Here is a 17,147-nt window from a genome sequence, read left to right as displayed (position 1 = left end):
GTGCGCAGGACCGCCCTTCTCGCCGCTCTCGTCGCCGTGCTGACCACCATCGCGGTTCCGGCCCAGGCCGCGACCGCGAGCGTGTCCGTCCTGAGCTTCAACCTGTGGCAGCTGCCGTGGATCGCGAACCCGAACACCTCCGACAAGGAAGCCCGGGCGCAGGCGGCCGAAAAGGTCATCCGGACCCAGAGCGCCGACGTCGTCGTGCTCGAGGAGGCCTTCAGTGCCCAAGCCGAGAGTCTGCGCAGCCGCCTGATCGACGCCTACCCGTTCCAGACGCCGCTGGTCGGGCAGTCCTGCTCGACGTCACCGGGCTGGACATCGGTGAGCGGAAACTGCTCGAACTCGCCGATCGTCGTCAACGGCGGGGTCACCGTGCTGAGCAGGTACCCGATCACCGAGCAGCACCAGCTCGTCTACCGCAACTCCTACTCCGGCACCGCCGACTACCTGGCCAACAAGGGCGCGGCGCTGGTCAGGATCTTCGCGCACGGCAAGGCGCTCTGGCTCGTCGGCACGCACCTGCAGGCCGACGAAGCCCCCGACACCCTGCCGAAGGCGCACCAGATCCGGATGGCCCAGCTCGGCGAGCTGCGCGACCTCGCCGCCGCGCACGTCCCGGCGGCGGACCCGGTCGCGATCGCCGGTGACCTCAACATCGAGTACTGGGCCGGGCAGGGCCGCCGCGATGCCCTGGGCCGCTCCCAGTCCGAGCAGGGTGAGGCCGTGCTCGGCGGGACGCTGCGGACGGCCGGCGCGGGGGAGTACAGCTTCGACGCCGTCACCAACCCGGACGCGGCGAAGTCCGTCCCGGCCACCTACCGCGATTCCCTGGACTACGTCGGCTCGCTGCGACGCGCCGAGGTCGGGCCGGTACAGCTGGTGCATTACGACGGTGGCACGATTCCCTCCGACCACTACCCGGTGCGGGCCGAGATCCACTACTGAGTGCCTCATCGGTGTTCATTTCGCGAGGAGGACCATGACGACGCTGTCCGGCCGGACGCGGTTCAGGTATTCGCTCGGCTCGTTCGTCACCGGGTCCTTCGGCACGGTCCCCGGCCTGATCCTGGTCAAGTACCTGACCGACACGATGGCCGTGCCCGCCGCCGCGGCGGGCGTCATCGTGTTCCTCCCCAAGGCCTGGGACGTGCTGTTCAACCCGATCGCCGGGCGGATGTCCGACGCGAACCTGCTGAAGACCGGGAGCCGCCGCCGGTTCCTGCTGATCGGCGGCATCGGCGTCGCGATCCTCTTCGCGCTGATGTTCGCCCACCCGGGCTTCGGTTCGCCGCTGCCGGACGCGCTGTACGTGGCGATCCTGTTCACCGCCTGCGCGACCGCGTACGCGCTGTTCCAGGTGCCGTTCAACGCCCTGCCGGCGGAGCTGACCGAGTCCGCCGACGAGCGGACGAAGCTGACCAGCGTGCGCATCGGCGTCCTGGCCGTGACGATCCTGATCTGTGGCGGCGGCGCCCCGGCGATCACCTCCGGCATCGGCGGGGTCGCCGGCTACCGCGTGATGGCCGTCGTGATCGGGCTGATCGTGCTGGCCGCGACACTGCTCGTGTACTTCGGCCTCAAGGGCGCGCCGGTCGGGTCGCTGCGGCCGAACACCGTGAGCTTCAAGGACCTCTCGCGGACCATCGCGGGGTGGCGGCCGTTCCGCTGGCTGCTCGGCACGTACTTCATCCAGGCCCTCGGGATCGGCACGGTGCTGGCCGCCATCCCGTTCTTCGCTCAGCGCATCCTGGGCAGCGAGGGCTACGGCACGGTGATCTTCGTGATCTTCGTCGGCCCGGCGCTGCTGACGATGCCGCTGTGGCCGCGCCTCGGCGCGCGCGTCGGCAAGCTGAACGGCTTCCGCATCGCCACGGCGGCGTTCGCGATCGGCCTGCTCGGCCTGATCCTCGCCCAGTCGCTGCCGCTGGCGGTCATCCTCGTGTTCGTCGCCCTCTGCGGTGTCGGCTACGCGGGGATCTCGGTGTTCCCGCTGGCCATCCTGCCGGACCTGATCACGGCCGAGGAGGAGCGCACCGGCGAGACCCGCGCGGGGATCGCGGCCGGCGTGTGGACCGCGGGGGAGACGCTCGGCCTCGCGCTGGGCGCCGGGCTGTGGAGCGCGATCCTGGCGTTCGGCGGGTACGTGTCGAGCACCGACGCGACGACCGACCAGCCGCACAGCGCGATCGTCGCGATCCTGCTCGGCTCGTCGATCATCCCGGGTGTGCTGATCGCGCTGGCCCTGCCGCTGTTGCGGCGCTCGGTGCTGGAACCGCGTCATGAACCCGCCTGAGGACGTTCTCGCGTCGCTGCGGGAGCTGCGCGCGGGTGACCTGCCGACGCACGGCGGCCGCACGCTGGCCTACGTCTACGACAGCGGCCTGTCCGAAGTGGACTCCCTGGGTGCCGCCGCGCACGCGCTGGCGTCGTCGGCGAACGGCCTCGACCCGACGGCGTTCCCCAGCCTGCTGCGGATGGAGAACGACCTCGTCGCGGCGGCGTCCCGGCTGCTCGGCGACGTGCCGGGGGTGGTCGGTTCGGTGACGTCGGGCGGCACGGAGTCGTGCCTGCTCTCGGTGCTGGCCGCCCGGGACGCGCACCCGGAGATCACCGCGCCGTCGATCGTCCTGCCGACCACCGCGCACGCGGCGTTCCACAAGGCGGCGCACCTGTTCGGGCTGCGCCGGATCGACGTCCCGGTCGACCCGGTGACGTTCCGCGCGGACCCGGCCGCGATGGCCGCCGCCATCGACGACTCGACCGTGCTGGTGGTGGCGAGCGCGCCGTCGTACGCGCACGGCGTGCTCGACCCGATCGCCGAGATCGCGGCGGCAGCGGCTGCCCGGGGCGTCCGGATGCACGTCGACGCCTGCATCGGCGGCTGGGTGCTGCCGTACTTCGCTCGCCTCGGCGCGGAGATCCCACCGTTCGATTTCCGGGTCCCGGGTGTCACGAGCATTTCGGTGGACCTGCACAAGTACGCGTACTGTCCTAAAGGGACTTCCGTGCTGCTGCACGCGTCGGCGGAGCTGCGGCGGACGCACTACTTCGCGAGCGCGGGCTGGCCGGGCTACACGATGCTGAACACGACGATCCAGAGCACCCGCTCGGGCGGTCCGCTGGCCGCGGCGTGGGCGGTGGTCCGCCACCTCGGCGACGACGGCTACCTGCGCCTGGCCACGTCGACGCGTGAAGCCGTCTCGCGGATCCGCGCCGGGGTCGCCGAAATCGAAGGCTTGCGCATCCTCGGCGATCCGATCTCGACGCTGATCGCGTTCACCGGCGACGACGGTTTCGACCTGTTCACGGTGGCGGACGAAATGAAGACGCGCGGCTGGTACGTCCAGCCACAGTTCGCTCACCTGTCGTCCCCGGCGAACCTGCACCTGACGGTCACAGCAGCAAACCACGGGAGCGAAAAGGAGTTCCTGACGGACCTCGCGTCCTCAGTGGACGCAGCCCGCGCATCGGGCCCGGTGGTGATCGACCCGGCGGTCGCAGACTTCGTCGCCGCCCTGGACCCGGCGACCTTGACGTCGGACCAGTTCGCCGGCCTGCTGACCGCCGCAGGCCTAGGCGGCGCCTCAGGCCTCCCGGACCGCATGGCCCCGATCAACGCCCTCCTCGCCACCGCCCCGGCGCCCCTCCGCGAACGCCTCCTCCTGGAATTCCTCGGCGCCCTCTACACCCCGTAAATGTCCGTGAAGGCCACATTGAGGGACTCAGAGTCCCTCAATGTGGCCTTCACGGACTTGGGCTACTGGTTGCGGGAGGCCAGGCCGGAGGGGGCGGACTTGACGGCCGCGATGATCGCGTCGGCCAGGGCCAGGGCGTCTTCTTCCGTCAGTTCCAGGGCTACGCGGGCCGAGGCGCCCAGGTCCGGGTTGCGGAAGTCGATGTTGACCGTGTGCGCGTACGGCGCGTGGACCGGGTGGTCGACGTAGACCGTGCCCTCGTTCAGGCGGAACCAGCCGCGGGCGCCCTTGCCGCTGCCTTCGAGGGCGAACTTCTCGGTGAGGTAGGTGCACATGGCGGGTCCTCTCAGGCGCTGAGCGTGCGGGAGTAGAAGTCGAGGATGCGTTCCCAGCCGTCCTTCGCGGCTTCCGGCCGGTAGCTCGGCCGGTCGACGGCGAAGAACGCGTGGCCGGCGTCGGCGTAGGTGTGGAACTCGTGCTCCTTGCCGAGCTTCTCCAGCTCCGCCGCGAGCACGGCGACCTCGTCCGGGCTGGGGAACTTGTCGTCGGCGCCGAAGATGCCCAGCAGCGGGCAGGACAGGTTCGAAGCCATGCCCAGCAACGGCTTCATGAACTTCATGGCCTCCGGCGGGTCGTTGACGACGAACGCGCCGTAGCAGTCGACCGCCGCGTCGACGTCGATCGAGCAGCCGACGAGGAACGCCTGGCGCCCGCCCGAGCAGTGCCCGATGACGCCCACGCGGCCGTTCGCGTTCTCCAGCGCCTTCAGGTAGTCGGCCGCGCCGGAGACGTCGCCGACGAGGCGGTCGTCCGGGACGCCGCCGGCCGCGCGTACCGTGGCGGCCGCGTCGTCGGGGTCGGCGCCCGGGGCCTCGCGGGCGTAGAGGTTGGGGCAGATCGCGTTGTACCCCTCGGCGGCGAAGCGGCGCACCATCTCCTTGGTCGACGCGTCGTAGCCGGGCATGTGGTGGATCACCACGACCCCGCCGCGCGGTGCGGCGTCGGTGGGCCTGGCCGCGTAGGCCTCGATCTCGTCGCCGCCGTTCCCGGTGATGGTGACGGTTCCGGCGATGAGTTCGTCGGTCATCGGTTCTCCTTCGGTCCTTCGAGGGTCTGGTGGACGTAACGGGCGCCGCGCGACGCCGAGGCGATCGCGGCGACGACGGCCATTGCCGCGGCCGCGGTGAACACGATCACCAGGCCGTGGTGGAACGGCCCGGAGACCAGCTGCGGGAAGAAGTCGCCGCCGGTCAGGGCCGCCCGGTCGCCGGGCTGGAGACCGGCGAGGACGTCCGGGCCGAGCAGGTGGCCCACCGGGTTGCTGCCGAGGAACGCCGCGAACAGCGTGCTCACCGGCGGCAGCTGGGCGACGCCGTCGGCGACGTTCGCCGGGACGCCGTGGGCCTGCAGGCCGCTGGTCAGCGTCTGCGGCAGCGAGCTCGCGAGTCCGGCGATCATCAGCGAGAAGAACACGCCGATCGACAGCGACGTCCCGGAGTTCTGGAACGTCGCCCGCATGCCGGAGGCGACCCCGCGCTGCTCGGTGGGCACGCTGCTCATGATCGCCGAGGTGTTCGGCGCGGAGAACATGCCCTGGCCGATCCCGCTGACCACCAGCAGCGCGGCGAACACCGGGTACGGGAAGTTCACCGGCAGTGCCAGCAGCCCGAGGAACGCCGCCGCGACCAGGAGCAGGCCGCCGGTGGAGAACAGCCGCGCGCCGAAGCGGTCGGACAGGTACCCGGACACCGGCCCGGCGAGCAGGAACCCGACGGTCAGCGGCAGCATGTAGATGCCCGCCCACAACGGCGTCCGCTCGTAGTCGTAGCCGTGCAGCGGCAACCAGATGCCCTGCAGCCAGATGATGAGCATGAACTGCATGCCACCACGGGCGACCGACGTCAGCAACGCGGCGATGTTGCCCGCGGCGAACGCGCGGATCTTGAACAGCCCGAGGTGGAACATCGGCGCCGCCACGCGCGTCTCGATGAGGCCGAACGCCACGAGCAGCAGCACGCCGCCGCCGATGCCGCCGAGCACCAGCGGGTTGCCCCAGCCGGTCGCGGAGCCGCCGTAGGGCTGGATGCCGTAGGTGATCCCGGCGAGCAGGATCGCCGTGCCGGCGGCGAAGGTGATGTTGCCGCCCCAGTCGACCTTCGCGCGCTTCGGCGTCCCCACTTCGCGGAGGCTGCGGATCGACCAGATCGTGCCCAGCAGCCCGAACGGGACGCTCACCCAGAACACCGCGCGCCAGTCGATCTCGGCGAGCAGCCCGCCGACGACCAGGCCGAGGAACTGCCCGGCCAGCGCCGTGATCTGGTTGACGCCCAACGCCATGCCGCGCTGTTCCGTCGGGAAGGCGTCGGTGAGGATGGCCGCCGAGTTCGCCGTCAGCATCGAGCCGCCGACGGCCTGCACCACCCGCCAGCCGATCAGCCACAGCGCGCCGTTCCCGCCGTGGAACGGGTCGAACGACAACGCCACCGAGGCGATGCTGAACACGACGAAACCCAGGTTGTACATCTTGACGCGGCCGAACATGTCCCCGAGGCGCCCGAGCGTCACCACCAGCACGGCCTGCACCAGCAGGTAGCCGAGGATCATCCACAGCAGGTAGCCGATGTTGCCCGGGGCCAGGGGATCGAGGCCGATGCCGCGGAAGATCGCGGGCAGCGAGATGATCACGATCGAGCCGTCGAGGGCCGACATCAGCACGCCGAGCGTGGTGTTCGACAGCGCGACCCACTTGTAGCGGTTCGGCGCGGTTTCGGTGGCGGTCACAGCTCTCCCGCCAGCCGCTCGATCAGCGGGATGGCCGCCAGGAGCTTGCGTTGCTCGGCCGCGGTGAACTTCTCGGCCAGGGCGGTGGCCATCCGTTCGGTGGTCCGCGAGCGCCGGTCGGTGAGCAGCTGGACGCCGGTGCCGGTCACCGACATGAGCACCTTGCGGCCGTCGGTGTCGTCCTTGCGCCGGGCGACGAGCCCGCGCTCGACCAGCCCGGCGAGGGTGACGCCCATGGCCTGCGGCTTCACGCGTTCGAGGTCGGCGAGGCACCCCGGGGTGGCCGGGCCCTCCCGGTCGAGCCGGGACAGCACCGACCGTTCGGGCAGGGTCAGTTCGCCGACCACGTAGCCCTGGCGCAGCCGCCGGATCAGCCGGCCCAGGGCGACACGCAGGTCGGTGCTCGCCTGGAGCAGCTCCTCGTCCGTCACATTCGTCAACCTAGACTGATAAACCGGGGTTGATCAACTCGGACCTATCGGGTGAGGCGGGAGGTTTCGCCCGGTCGCGGCGGGCGCCCGGTGTTAGCGTCCGAAGTGGACATATGCAGCAGCACGCATCCCAGGAGGCACCGCCGATGACGATCCCGCACGTCGAGCACGCAGGCCACGACCACGTCCACGGCGACGGCTGCGGGCACGCGGCGGTCCCGCACGGCGACCACGTCGACTACGCGCACGAGGGCCACCTGCACCGCGCGCACGACGGCCACTTCGACGAGTGCGAGATCGCCGGCCACGTGCCGCACACCGGCCACGACCACACGCACGGCGAAGGCTGCGGCCACGACGCGGTCCCGCACGGCGAGCACGTCGACTACCTGCACGACGGCCACCGTCACGCGGCCCACGAGGACCACTACGACGACCACTGACGAGGTCTGGCAGGGGTGCCAGGCCGGTGCCAGCGCGGTGTGCGGCCCCTGCCAGCGGCCGACGCCACCCTGATCTGGAACACGATTCCAGAGAAGGAGCGATCATGCGCACTCCCGTCACGATCATCGGCGCCGGCCTCGGCGGCCTCACCCTGGCCCGGGTCCTGCACGTCCACGGGTTCCCGGTGACGGTCCACGAAGCCGAGCCGTCGCCGACGTCGCGGATGCAGGGCGGGATGCTCGACATCCACGACTACAACGGGCAGCTCGCCCTCGAGGCGGCCGGCCTGATGGACGAGTTCCCGGCCCTGGTGCTGGAGGGCCGCCAGGCCATGCGGATCCTCGACCAGGACGGGAAGCTCCTGTTCGAGAAGACCGACGACGGCACGGGCGGCCGTCCCGAAGTGCAGCGCGGGGAGCTGCGGCAGCTGCTGCTCGACGCGCTCCCGGAGGGCACCGTCCGCTGGGGCCACAAGGTCAGCGGCACCCGCACGCTCGCCGACGGCCGCCACGAGGTGACCTTCGACGACGGCAGCACCGTCGTCGCGGACCTGCTGGTCGGCGCGGACGGCGCGTGGTCCCGGGTCCGGCCGCTGCTCACCGACGTCGTCCCCGAATACGTCGGGACGGCGTTCGTCGAGACCTACCTCTTCGACGCCGACACCCGGCACGCGGCCACGGCGAAGGCGGTCGGCGGCGGGTCGATGGTCGCGAACGGGCCGTCCCCGGAGCGGTCGATCAACGCGCACCGGGAAAGCGGCGAGACCCTGCACGCCTACGTGGCGTTCACCGAGTCACTGGAGTGGTTCGCCGCCATCGACTTCACCGACGCCGCGGCCGCCACCGCCGCGATCGCGCGGGAGTTCGAGGGCTGGGCCCCGGAGGTCACCGCCCTGATCACCGACGCCGACACCCCGCTGGTCCTGCGCCCGCACTACACCCTGCCGTTCGGGCACCGCTGGGAGCGGGTGCCGGGCGTGACGCTGGTCGGCGACGCCGCCCACCTCACGGCCCCGAACGGCGAAGGCGCGAACCTGGCCATGCTCGACGGCGCCGAGCTGGGCCAGGCCCTCGCCGCGCACCCCGGTGACGTCGAAGCGGCCCTCGCCGCCTACGAGCAGGCCATGTTCGTCCGCAGTGAGACGCCGATCGACGAAGAGGCGCTCATGGAGAGCCTGTTCGGTGACGAGATCCCGCCTGCCCTGGCGGAGCTGTTCAAGACGTCCTGACCTCAGTGCGCGTGGACCGGACCCCACGCGGGGAAGGGGTCCGGTCCGCTCGCCACGTCGGCGAGGCACTCCCGCAGCGCGCCGAGCAGCGCGTCACCGGCCAGGTCGACGCCGATGAACACCAGCTCCTGACTCGCCTTGGAGGCGACGCCCTGGGGTTCGAACCGCGCCACCGTCCCGGCCTGGGACCACAGGCCGGTCACCCCGGGCCGGGACGCCAGCGTGAAGAACCCCTTGGAGCGCAGCACCGTCCCGAACTCGCCGGAGTCGAGCCGCCGGGCGACGAAGTCCCACAGCGCCACCGGGTCGAACGCCCGGGACGCCCGGAACACCACGCTCGAGATGCCGTACTCCTCGGTCTCCGGCACGTGGTCGCCGTTCAGCTCGGCGACCCAGCCGGGTGCCTCCTGCGCCTTGACCGCGTCGTACCGCCCCGTGCCGAACACGCGCTCCAACGGCACGTTCCCGAAGCTGCTCGTCACGACGTCGGCGGCCGGGTTGAGCCGCCGGAGCACCGCCACCAGCAGGGCCGCCTCGTCCGGGGACACGAGGTCGGTCTTGTTCAGCAGCAGCACGTCGGCGAATTCCACCTGGTCGACCAGCAGGTCGCTGACGGTCCGCTCGTCGTCTTCGTACTGGTCCAGCCGGCGCTCCACCAGGGAGTCGCCGGCCGCCAGTTCACGGGCGAAGTTCGCCGCGTCCACCACCGTCACCATCGTGTCGAGCCGGGCGACGGTGTCCAGGAACGTGAACGTCGCGGCCACCGGCATCGGCTCGGAGATCCCGCTCGACTCGATGAGCACGTGGTCGAAGCGGTCGCCGGTGCCGAGCGCCGCCACCTCCTCCAGGAGGTCTTCCCGCAGGGTGCAGCAGATGCACCCGTTGGTCAGCTCGACCAGCCGCTCCTGCGAGCGCACGAGCGCGGCGTCGATGTTGACCTCGCTCATGTCGTTGACGATCACCGCCACCCGCAGGCCGTCGCGGTTGGCGAGGATGTGGTTGAGCAGGGTCGTCTTCCCGGCGCCGAGGAACCCCGACAGCACGGTGACCGGGACGCTCACGCGTGGAAGTGGCGGATCAGCCGGCGCGAGACGAGCTGCGTCTCGCCGTCGACCTTGATCGGCACCAGGTCCACGGCGGCGGCCTTCCACTGAGATCGCCGGGCGCGGGTGTTGCTGCGCGACTTCTTGCGCTTGGGCACGGCCATCAGCGCGTCCCCCGCTTCCCGTAGCGGCGGTGGAACTTCTCGACCTGGCCGGCGCTGTCCATGATCCGCTGGGTGCCGGTCCAGAACGGGTGCGACCACGAGCTGATGTCGACCTGCACCAGCGGGTAGGTCGCGCCGTCGGACCACTCGATCGTCTTGTCCGAGGTGATGGTGGAGCGGGTCAGGAACGCGTCGCCGGTCGACGAGTCCTTGAACACCACGGGGTGGTAGTCGGGGTGGATGCCGTTCTTCATCGGTCTTCCTTTCGGTTCACCGCGGTCACGTCGTGGCGCGCCGGGTCCGTTTCCGTGTCCTCGCAGGGTTCTTCGTGCCAGTCCCCGAACGGGTCGGGATAGCGCTCCCACGCTTCGGGGCCTGCCGTCAGTTCCTCGTCGGTCAGTAGAGCGCCGCGCAGGGTCGCGTCGATCTCAGCGGGCGCTGTCTGGTCCGTCACCACGACCAGCTCCTGCGCGCGGTCGCCGTGCACCGGGTCCCAACGCAGGGACGCGAGGGTGCGGCGCTCGGGGGAGACGTCCGTCCACTCCGGACCGTCCGGCGACGCGAGCCACGGCCCGGCGTGCCCGATACCCAGGCCGCCGCCGGCCGACTCGATCCAGAACGCGACGTCCGGCTGGCTGGCCACCCAGGCCCGCCCGCGGGTGCGGACGACGCCGTCGAGCAGCACGTCGAGGGCGTCGTGCAGCCGCTGCGGGTGGAACGGCCGCCGCGCGGTGAACGTGAGCAGTTCGATGCCGCAGTCGGCGTGCAGCGGGGGCTCACCGCGCAGCAGCGCGCCGTGCATGTCGGTGACCTCGCCACGCCGCGCGTCGGCCGGGACGGCGTCGAGCACGCTGTGCCCGTCGATCCGGGCCAGCTCGACCCGGGGGATCGACGGCGCGACGCGGTCGAGGACGGCGGACGCCTTGGCCGCCTGCCACGCGTCGCCGGCCGCGCCGGCCAGCACGAGGACGTCGGCGAACTCGACCTGGGACAGCGCCACCTGCGCGACGGTCCGGTCGTCCTCCGGACTGGCCTGCAGGTTGCGCTCCTCCAGGGCGTCGTCGCCGGTCACGTCGGCGAGCCAGGTCGCGCAGTCGACGACGGTGAGCACGGCCCGCAGGTCGACGTCGTCGTGCACCGGGTGGTCGCCGACCAGGACGTTGCGGATCGCCCAGCTCACCGGCTCGGGCTCCATGGCCTCGTCGAGCCGGACGACGATTCGCCGCACCTGCGGCATCCGGGCCAGCCGCCGGAGCAGGGGGAGCAGGTCTTCGCGCAGGGTGCAGGAGACGCAGCCGTGCGCCAGTTCGAGGACGGTCAGCTGGTCGCGCTGGTCGAGCCGGAGGCGGCGGCGGACGACGCCGGAGTGGATGTCGCGCAGGTCGTGGTGGACGACGGCGGTGCCGGGCTCGGCGACGCGCAGCAGCTCGGCGAGCGTGGCGTTCGCGCCCGGGGCGAGGCCGCCGACGAGCACGAGCGGGACGCGGGGTGGGTGGGTCACAGGGGCTCCAGGAATACGGGCGGGGTACGGTGCGTAGAGTAGATGAAAACGACAACCACTATCAACTCGGGAGGGTCCGTGTCCGCCGTGTGCCAGGTCACCGGCCGCAAGCCGGGGTACGGCAAGCAGGTCTCGCACTCGCACCGCCGTACGTCCCGGCGGTGGGAGCCGAACCTGCAGAACCGCCGCTACTTCGTGCCCAGCGAGGGCCGCTGGGTGCGGCTGCGCGTCTCCGTCAAGGGGATGAAGACGATCGACAAGCGGGGCATCGAGGCCGTGTTGGCCGAGCTGAAGGCAAGGGGAGTGAAGCTGTAATGGCGAAGAGCACCGACATCCGGCCGGTCATCAAGCTGCGGTCCACCGCCGGCACCGGATTCACCTACGTCACGAAGAAGAACCGCCGGAACGACCCGGACCGGATGGTCCTGCGCAAGTACGACCCGGTCGCGCGCAAGCACGTCGAGTTCAAGGAAGAGCGCTGATGGCCAAGAAGTCGAAGATCGCGAAGAACGAGCAGCGGAAGGTGGTCGCGGCCCGGTACGTGGAACGCCGTCGTGCGCTGAAGGCCGTCATCGCTTCGCCCTCGTCGTCGCCGTCCGAGAAGGCCGAGGCGGTCGTCGCGCTGCAGAAGCTGCCGCGCGACGCCAGCCCGACGCGGATCCGCAACCGGGACACGGCCGACGGCCGCCCGCGCGGCTACCTGCGCAAGTTCGGGTTGTCCCGGGTCAAGATGCGTCAAGCCGCGCACAACGGCGAGCTGCCCGGCGTCACGAAGTCGAGCTGGTGAGCCGGATGCCGAAGCCGGCCCGGGACCGCCCCGGCAAGCGCAAGGTGAACCTGTTGCACGCCAACCGGATCACGCACGTCGACTGGAAGGACGTCGACCTGCTGCGGAAGTTCGTCTCCGACCGCGGCAAGATCCGCGCCCGCCGGGTGACGGGGTTGACGCCGCAGCAACAGAAACAGGTCGCCACGGCGATCAAGAACGCGCGCGAGATGGCCCTGCTGCCCTACCCGGGCTCGGGGCGCGCGGGCGGATAATTCAGGTGCGGCCGCTGGGCGGGCGCGCGATCATGAGCGCACGAAAGGGGGCGTCGCACCGGATGTCCTGAACCAGGAGGTCCCACGTGCACGCCCAGCTCACGGTCACGCCCGCCCAGCTGCCCGAAGTCCTGCTCAACGCCGCCGTCGTCCGGCCGGTGTTCCTCTGGGGCGCGCCCGGCATCGGGAAGTCCTCCCTCGTAAGGGATTTCGCGGCGTCGCTCGGCCTCGACTGCGTTTCGCTGCTGGGCACCCAGCTCGCGCCGGAGGACCTGATCGGCGTCCCGCAGATCGTCGACGGCCGCAGCCGCTTCTGCCCGCCCGAGCAGATCGCCCGCGACGAGCCGTACTGCCTGTTCCTCGACGAGCTGAACGCCGCCGCGCCCGACGTCCAGAAGGCGTTCTACTCGCTCATCCTCGACCGCCGCATCGGCTCGTACGAGCTGCCGCCGGGGTCGGTCGTGATCGGCGCCGGCAACCGCGCCACCGACCAGGCCCTGGCCCGCCCGATGGCGTCCGCGCTGGTCAACCGGCTCGTCCACGTGCACCTGCGCGCGTCGCCCGCCGACTGGCTGACCTGGGCGACGGGCCACGACATCCACCCGTCGGTCGTCGAGTACCTGACCCAGCGCCCGGACCACCTGTGGAGCCTTCCGCCGAAGACCGAAGAGCCGTTCTCGACGCCGCGGTCCTGGCACATGCTCTCGGACCTGCTGCACTCCTACGGCGACGCCGCGGGCGACGAGACGATCGCGCTGCTGGCGTACGCGACCCTCACCCCGCAGCACGCCGGCTCGTTCCGCGCGTACCTCAAGGTCGCCCGGCACGCCTTCGACCTCGAAGCCATCGTCAAGGGTGACGCCCGCTGGCCCGCCGACCCCGGCGACCGGGACCTGCTGTACTTCCTCGCCGAGACGTTCCGGGCCCGGCTGGTCAAGGACCTGCCCGCGGACAAGCGGCACGCGTCGGCCGCCGTCCGCCAGTTCGCGTTCCGCGCGAAGAGCCTGCTCGTCGAGCTGGCCGAGATCTCACTCGAGATGGCCCAGCTGGTCATCGCGGACGACGAGGCGGGCCACGCGCGGCTGCCGTCGTGGTTCCTGGTCGAGGCCGCCCGCGACCTGCCCCGGCTCGTGGACGCCCGCGCGTGAGCGGCGCGCAGGCCGAGGCCAAGCGACGCGCGCGCCGGGCCAAGGCGATCGACGACGGCTGGGCGCTGGCCCGCGAGCACACCGTGCTCGACCACCTGATGCGCGGCGCGAGCCTCGACAAGGAGAGCCTGACCGGCGTCGGGAGCTGGGCGGTCGTCAACGACTACGGCGTGATCACCGCGAACCGCGCCCGCGACGCCGAACCGCCGGAGTGGGCGTGGGTCTTCGCGCACCTGCTGCTGCACCTCGGCCTCGGGCACCTCGACGAACAGACGCTGAGCGACGCCGAGGCCGTCACCTCCGACCGGGAGATCGACGCGTCCTACGGCGCGGCCTGCTGTGTGGCTGTCCACCGGTTCGCCGAGGCCGTCCACGTCGGCGAACCCGTCGTGCTGCTGCCGGAACTCCCGGGTGGCGACGAGTTCTCGCTGGCCGGCGCGTGGCGCGAAACCGGCGTCCCCGGCGCGTTCGCGACGCTCGGCACCGGCGGCGCGCGGCCGTGTGTCCGGCTCGGGCCCCCGCGGAGTGCCTGGCACCTCAGGTACAACGGGAAGCCCGAGCCGTGGACCGAACGGTTCGCGCGCGGCCTGATTGCCTCCGCCACCGAGGCGATGGAACGCGCCGCGGACACGCGCGGCCAGACCCGGCACCGGCGAGCACAGGGGGAGTGGGACCGGGCTTTGGCGTGGTTCGTCTCGTCGTTCCCGCTGCTCGGCGCGATGGCCGCGGGCTTCACCCTGGTCGCCGACGCCGAGGTCGTCCGGGCCTGGGACATCGCCGTGGCCGCGGTCGACGCCGAGCACGGCGAGATCTACGTCAACCCGCACGCCGCGTTGACCGCGCCGGAATGGCGGTTCGTGCTGGCGCACGAGATGCTGCACGCCGCGCTGCGCCACGACCGCCGCGCGCTCGGGCGCGACCCGTACCTGTGGAACGTCGCCTGCGACTACGTGATCAACGGCTGGCTGGTCGCGATGGCCGTCGGCGAACTGCCCGAGGGCACGCTGCACGACCCGCAGCTGACCGGGATGTCGGCGGAGTCGGTGTACGACACGCTCACCACGGACCTCCGGCGCGCCCGCAAGCTGCTCACGCTGGGCGGCCGCGAAGCCGGGGACGTCCTGGGCGGCTGGCTGTCCGAGCCTGAGGCGGCGCAGCGCCGCTCGTCGCGCCGCGGTGAGCCCCGGCCGATGCCGTGGACGGACCGCGTCCAGGGCGTCGACCTCGACGAGTTCTACCGCCGCGCGCTCACCCAGGGGCTGGAGTACCACCGCAACCAGGGCCGCGGCCTGCTGCCGGCCGGGCTGGAGCAGGAGATCCGGGTCCTGGAGCACCCGCCGCTGCCCTGGGACGCGCAGCTGGCCCGCTGGTTCGACGAGCACGTCCGCGTCGAGCTGCCGGTGCGCAGCTACGCCCGCGCGTCCCGCCGCCAGTCGTCGACGCCGGACATCCCGCGCCCCGGCAAGGTGCGCCCCGGGCAGCTGGACCAGCGCGCCACTTTCGGCGTTGTGCTCGACACGTCGGGCTCGATGAACGCCGAGCTGCTCGGCAAGGCGCTGGGCGCGATCGCCTCCTACGCGACGGCCCGCGACGTCCCGGCGGCGCGGGTGGTGTTCTGCGACGCCGTCGCCTACGACGCCGGGTACCTGGCCGTCGAGGACATCGCCGGCCGCGTCAAGGTGCGCGGGCGCGGCGGCACGATCCTGCAGCCCGGCGTCGACCTGCTGCAGCGCGCGCCGGACTTCCCGCCGGACGGGCCGATCCTGATCATCACCGACGCGCGGTGCGACCACGTCCGGCCGCGGCGCGAGCACGCGTACCTGGTGCCTCGCGGCGCGCGGCTGCCGTTCGTGGCGCGCGGGCCGGTGTTCCGGGTTTCGTGAGAGCCTCCTCGGTATGAGTGACGAGGAGTTCACGCCGGAGATGCTGGCGTTCTGGGCCAAGGTCTTCGAGTTCGCGCGCGAAGGCCGGACCGCGGAGCTGGCCGCCTACGTCGACCGGGGGATCTCGGCCAACCTCACCAACGACAGCGGCGACTCGCTGGTCATGCTGGCCGCCTACCACGGCCACGCCGAGACGGTGGCCGCGCTGATCGAGCGCGGCGCCGACCCGAACCGCGAGAACGACCGCGGCCAGAGCCCGCTGGCCGGCGCCGTCTTCAAGAACGAGCCGGACGTCGTGCGCGCCCTGCTCGACGGCGGCGCGGACCCCCGCGCCGGGCAGCCGTCGGCGATCGACACGGCGAAGATGTTCGGCAACACCGCCCTGCTCGGCCTGCTCGAACGGTGACTCTTCGCACGCCCCGCTGGTGCGGCGCCGGTGCGTAAATAAACTCCCGCCCATGGACGACCCGCACTACCTCTCCGGCCTCCAGCTGACCGGCCGCCGCGTCGTGATGTTCGGCGGCGGCAGCGTGGCCCAGCGACGGCTGCCCCGGCTCATCCGCGCGGGCGCGCGCGTGGAACTGGTGTCGCCGCACACGACGCCGTCGGTGCAGGGCATGGTGGACGCGGGCGAGCTGGTCTGGCACGAGCGCCGCTACATCGAAGGCGACCTTCGCGATGCCTGGTACGCGCTGGCCTGCACGGACGACGCCGAGGTCAACGCGGCGATCTGCGCCGAGGCCGAGCGGGAGCGCGTGTTCTGCGTCCGCGCCGACGAGGGTGAGTCCGGCAGCGCCGTGACCCCGGCGTCCGGCCGCCACGGCGGCCTGCTGTTCGGCGTGCTCTCGGGCGGTGAGCCGCTGCGCTCGGCCGCCGTCCGCGACTCGATCCTGGACGGCCTGCACGCGGGCGCGGTCGAGGACGGCCGCAGCCCGCACCCGGAGGGCAGCCTCCCCGGCGTCGCCCTGGTGGGTGGCGGCCCGGGCGACCCCGAGCTGATCACCGTCCGCGGCCGTCGGCTGCTCTCGCGCGCGGACGTCGTGGTCGTCGACCGGCTGGCGCCCCGCGAGCTGCTCGACGAACTGGCGCCCGAGGTGGAGGTCGTCGACGCGGCGAAGATCCCGTACGGCCGCGCGGCCAGCCAGGACGTCATCAACAGCACGCTGATCGAGCGGGCCAAGGAGGGCAAGTTCGTCGTCCGCCTCAAGGGCGGCGACCCGTACCTGTTCGGCCGCGGCTTCGAGGAGGTGCTGGCCTGCGCCGAGGCCGGCGTCCCGGTGACGATGGTCCCGGGCATCACCAGCGCGTTCGCCGTCCCGGCGGTCGCGGACGTCCCGGTGACGCACCGCGGCGTCGCCCACGAGGTCGTGGTGGTCTCCGGCCACGTCGCCCCGGGCGACGACCGCTCCCTGGTCGACTGGGACCTGCTGGCCCGCATGCGCGGCACGATCGTCCTGATGATGGGCGTCGAACGGCTCGGCCAGTTCGCCAAGGCCCTCCTGGACGGCGGCCGCCCGGCCGACACCCCGGTGGCCATCATCGAGGACGGCACGATGCGCACCCAGCGCTCGCTGAGGTCCACATTGGACACGGTGGTCACCGACGCGGCGGCCTCGGGAGTCCGCCCACCCGCGGTGATCGTGATCGGCCCGGTGGCGGGCCTGGCCCAGCCCCAGTCCTCGTAGGGCATCACGCGTGATCAGAGGGGCATCACGCCGATGCCCCTTCAATCACGCGAGATGCCTGCCCGATCACGCGAGATGCCTGTCCAATCACGCGAGATGC

Annotated in this window: 21 protein-coding genes; 13 read left to right on the top strand and 8 right to left on the bottom strand. The window is 71.8% G+C overall.

What is annotated here, in order from left to right:
• Genes VA596_RS18010 through VA596_RS18000 form a run of 3 tightly spaced genes read left to right on the top strand, consistent with a single transcriptional unit; the run spans position 1 to position 3,698 of the window.
• The gene (locus tag VA596_RS18010) at positions 1–948 is read left to right on the top strand and encodes a sphingomyelin phosphodiesterase (protein WP_323328560.1); all 948 of its coding nucleotides are present in this window, start codon (positions 1–3) and stop codon (positions 946–948) included.
• Positions 949–982: 34 nt separating this feature from the next.
• Positions 983–2,296 (top strand): MFS transporter, encoded by a 1,314-nt coding sequence (locus VA596_RS18005; RefSeq protein WP_323328559.1) that lies wholly within the window; start codon positions 983–985, stop codon positions 2,294–2,296.
• Positions 2,283–3,698 carry a pyridoxal phosphate-dependent decarboxylase family protein gene (locus VA596_RS18000; protein ID WP_323328557.1) on the top strand — a complete coding sequence of 472 codons (1,416 nt, stop codon included), beginning with the start codon at positions 2,283–2,285 and terminating at the stop codon, positions 3,696–3,698. Before VA596_RS18005 ends, VA596_RS18000 begins: the two co-directional genes overlap by 14 nt.
• Positions 3,699–3,760: 62 nt before the next feature.
• On the opposite strand, the gene VA596_RS17995 is transcribed toward VA596_RS18000, so the two are convergent.
• From VA596_RS17995 to VA596_RS17980, 4 genes are all read right to left on the bottom strand, one after another.
• Complete coding sequence (locus tag VA596_RS17995) at positions 3,761–4,033, bottom strand: DUF6295 family protein (protein WP_323328555.1); 273 nt, start codon at positions 4,031–4,033, stop codon at positions 3,761–3,763.
• A gap of 11 nt (positions 4,034–4,044) precedes the next feature.
• Positions 4,045–4,785: a dienelactone hydrolase family protein gene (locus VA596_RS17990; protein WP_323328553.1), complete on the bottom strand. Its 741-nt coding sequence runs from the start codon at positions 4,783–4,785 to the stop codon at positions 4,045–4,047.
• A complete protein-coding gene (locus tag VA596_RS17985; RefSeq protein WP_410171897.1) occupies positions 4,782–6,407 on the bottom strand; it encodes an MFS transporter in 1,626 nt (541 codons plus the stop codon). Before VA596_RS17985 ends, VA596_RS17990 begins: the two co-directional genes overlap by 4 nt.
• A gap of 68 nt (positions 6,408–6,475) precedes the next feature.
• Positions 6,476–6,910, bottom strand: a complete 435-nt coding sequence (locus VA596_RS17980; RefSeq protein WP_323328549.1) for a MarR family winged helix-turn-helix transcriptional regulator — start codon at positions 6,908–6,910, stop codon at positions 6,476–6,478.
• A gap of 146 nt (positions 6,911–7,056) precedes the next feature.
• Between VA596_RS17980 and VA596_RS17975 the strand changes: the two genes are divergently transcribed.
• Together VA596_RS17975 and VA596_RS17970 are read left to right on the top strand one after the other, a co-directional pair.
• Positions 7,057–7,353: a hypothetical protein gene (locus tag VA596_RS17975; protein ID WP_323328885.1), complete on the top strand. Its 297-nt coding sequence runs from the start codon at positions 7,057–7,059 to the stop codon at positions 7,351–7,353.
• Between the two features lie 104 nt (positions 7,354–7,457).
• Positions 7,458–8,582, top strand: a complete 1,125-nt coding sequence (locus VA596_RS17970) for an FAD-dependent oxidoreductase (protein WP_323328547.1) — start codon at positions 7,458–7,460, stop codon at positions 8,580–8,582.
• A 2-nt stretch (positions 8,583–8,584) separates the two neighbouring features.
• Here VA596_RS17970 and VA596_RS17965 read toward each other — a convergent pair whose 3' ends face one another.
• Genes VA596_RS17965 through mrf form a run of 4 tightly spaced genes read right to left on the bottom strand, consistent with a single transcriptional unit; the run spans position 8,585 to position 11,290 of the window.
• The gene (locus VA596_RS17965; protein ID WP_323328545.1) at positions 8,585–9,643 is read right to left on the bottom strand and encodes a GTP-binding protein; all 1,059 of its coding nucleotides are present in this window, start codon (positions 9,641–9,643) and stop codon (positions 8,585–8,587) included.
• Positions 9,640–9,789, bottom strand: coding sequence for a 50S ribosomal protein L32 (gene rpmF, locus VA596_RS17960; protein ID WP_323328543.1), 150 nt, complete (start codon positions 9,787–9,789; stop codon positions 9,640–9,642). Before rpmF ends, VA596_RS17965 begins: the two co-directional genes overlap by 4 nt.
• A complete protein-coding gene (locus tag VA596_RS17955) occupies positions 9,789–10,043 on the bottom strand; it encodes a type B 50S ribosomal protein L31 (protein WP_323328541.1) in 255 nt (84 codons plus the stop codon). The genes rpmF and VA596_RS17955 overlap by 1 nt, the downstream gene beginning before the upstream one ends.
• Complete coding sequence (gene mrf, locus VA596_RS17950) at positions 10,040–11,290, bottom strand: ribosome hibernation factor-recruiting GTPase MRF (protein WP_323328539.1); 1,251 nt, start codon at positions 11,288–11,290, stop codon at positions 10,040–10,042. The genes VA596_RS17955 and mrf overlap by 4 nt, the downstream gene beginning before the upstream one ends.
• A gap of 78 nt (positions 11,291–11,368) precedes the next feature.
• Between mrf and rpmB the strand changes: the two genes are divergently transcribed.
• From rpmB to cobA, 8 genes are all read left to right on the top strand, one after another.
• Positions 11,369–11,605 (top strand): 50S ribosomal protein L28, encoded by a 237-nt coding sequence (gene rpmB, locus VA596_RS17945; RefSeq protein WP_323328537.1) that lies wholly within the window; start codon positions 11,369–11,371, stop codon positions 11,603–11,605.
• Positions 11,605–11,772 (top strand): 50S ribosomal protein L33, encoded by a 168-nt coding sequence (gene rpmG / locus VA596_RS17940; RefSeq protein WP_323328535.1) that lies wholly within the window; start codon positions 11,605–11,607, stop codon positions 11,770–11,772. The genes rpmB and rpmG overlap by 1 nt, the downstream gene beginning before the upstream one ends.
• On the top strand, positions 11,772–12,077 hold the full coding sequence (gene rpsN / locus VA596_RS17935) for a 30S ribosomal protein S14 (protein WP_323328533.1): 306 nt from the start codon (positions 11,772–11,774) through the stop codon (positions 12,075–12,077). The genes rpmG and rpsN overlap by 1 nt, the downstream gene beginning before the upstream one ends.
• A complete protein-coding gene (gene rpsR / locus VA596_RS17930) occupies positions 12,074–12,331 on the top strand; it encodes a 30S ribosomal protein S18 (RefSeq protein WP_323328531.1) in 258 nt (85 codons plus the stop codon). The genes rpsN and rpsR overlap by 4 nt, the downstream gene beginning before the upstream one ends.
• Before the next feature lie 86 nt (positions 12,332–12,417).
• The gene (locus VA596_RS17925) at positions 12,418–13,479 is read left to right on the top strand and encodes an ATP-binding protein (RefSeq protein WP_323328529.1); all 1,062 of its coding nucleotides are present in this window, start codon (positions 12,418–12,420) and stop codon (positions 13,477–13,479) included.
• On the top strand, positions 13,476–15,362 hold the full coding sequence (locus VA596_RS17920; RefSeq protein WP_323328527.1) for a vWA domain-containing protein: 1,887 nt from the start codon (positions 13,476–13,478) through the stop codon (positions 15,360–15,362). The genes VA596_RS17925 and VA596_RS17920 overlap by 4 nt, the downstream gene beginning before the upstream one ends.
• Positions 15,363–15,375: 13 nt before the next feature.
• Positions 15,376–15,768: an ankyrin repeat domain-containing protein gene (locus tag VA596_RS17915; RefSeq protein WP_323328525.1), complete on the top strand. Its 393-nt coding sequence runs from the start codon at positions 15,376–15,378 to the stop codon at positions 15,766–15,768.
• Positions 15,769–15,820: 52 nt separating this feature from the next.
• Positions 15,821–17,047: a uroporphyrinogen-III C-methyltransferase gene (cobA, locus tag VA596_RS17910; RefSeq protein WP_323328523.1), complete on the top strand. Its 1,227-nt coding sequence runs from the start codon at positions 15,821–15,823 to the stop codon at positions 17,045–17,047.
• Positions 17,048–17,147 lie beyond the last annotated feature (100 nt).

The organism is Amycolatopsis heterodermiae, from assembly GCF_034929455.1.
GTDB classification, from domain to species: Bacteria; Actinomycetota; Actinomycetes; order Mycobacteriales; family Pseudonocardiaceae; genus Amycolatopsis; species Amycolatopsis heterodermiae.
This window is presented reverse-complemented; position numbering and strand designations above follow the sequence as displayed.